Consider the following 904-nt stretch of genomic DNA (forward strand, 5'->3'; position numbering starts at 1 on the left):
CGCACAAGCAGTGGAGTATGTGGTTTAATTCGAAGCAACGCGAAGAACCTTACCAGGTCTTGACATCCCGTGCATAGTGTAGAGATACATGAAGTCCTTCGGGACACGGAGACAGGTGGTGCATGGTTGTCGTCAGCTCGTGTCGTGAGATGTTGGGTTAAGTCCCGCAACGAGCGCAACCCTTATCGTTAGTTACTACGCAAGAGGACTCTAGCGAGACTGCCGTTGACAAAACGGAGGAAGGTGGGGATGACGTCAAATCATCATGCCCTTTATGACCTGGGCTACACACGTACTACAATGGCAATTAACAAAGAGAAGCGAAGCCGCGAGGTGGAGCAAACCTCATAAAAATTGTCTCAGTTCAGATTGCAGGCTGCAACTCGCCTGCATGAAGTCGGAATTGCTAGTAATCGCGGATCAGCATGCCGCGGTGAATACGTTCCCGGGCCTTGTACACACCGCCCGTCACACCATGAGAGCCGGGGGGACCCGAAGTCCGTAGCCTAACCGCAAGGAGGGCGCGGCCGAAGGTAAAACTGGTGATTGGGGTGAAGTCGTAACAAGGTAGCCGTATCGGAAGGTGCGGCTGGATCACCTCCTTTCTAGGGAGTCAGACGGCCACGACAGACTGGTTCTGTTGTTGGACGGACAGGTTGCTGTAAGAGCATTCGATATTGTTCGATTTTGAGGGCCCTGTAAAAAGGGATACCTCAAAAAGATAAGCGAGACCGAAACGCGAAAGCGTGGGGGTATAGCTCAGCTGGGAGAGCACCTGCTTTGCAAGCAGGGGGTCAAGAGTTCGAGCCTCTTTATCTCCACCATATGGGCTCATAGCTCAGGTGGTTAGAGCGCGCGCCTGATAAGCGCGAGGTCGGTGGTTCGAGTCCACTTGAGCCCACCA

At 53.4% G+C, this 904-nt stretch carries 2 tRNA genes and 1 rRNA gene; all 3 read left to right on the forward strand.

The features are described from left to right. Positions 1-605: ribosomal RNA gene (locus ACESYO_RS16380) — 16S ribosomal RNA — on the forward strand; the annotation flags it as partial. A 143-nt stretch (positions 606-748) separates the two neighbouring features. Further along, positions 749-824, forward strand: a tRNA-Ala gene (locus tag ACESYO_RS16385). 3 nt (positions 825-827) lie between these two features. Continuing rightward, a tRNA-Ile gene (locus ACESYO_RS16390) sits at positions 828-904 on the forward strand.

Source organism: Allofournierella massiliensis, assembly GCF_964241245.1.
Taxonomy (GTDB): Bacteria; Bacillota; Clostridia; order Oscillospirales; family Ruminococcaceae; genus Allofournierella; species Allofournierella massiliensis.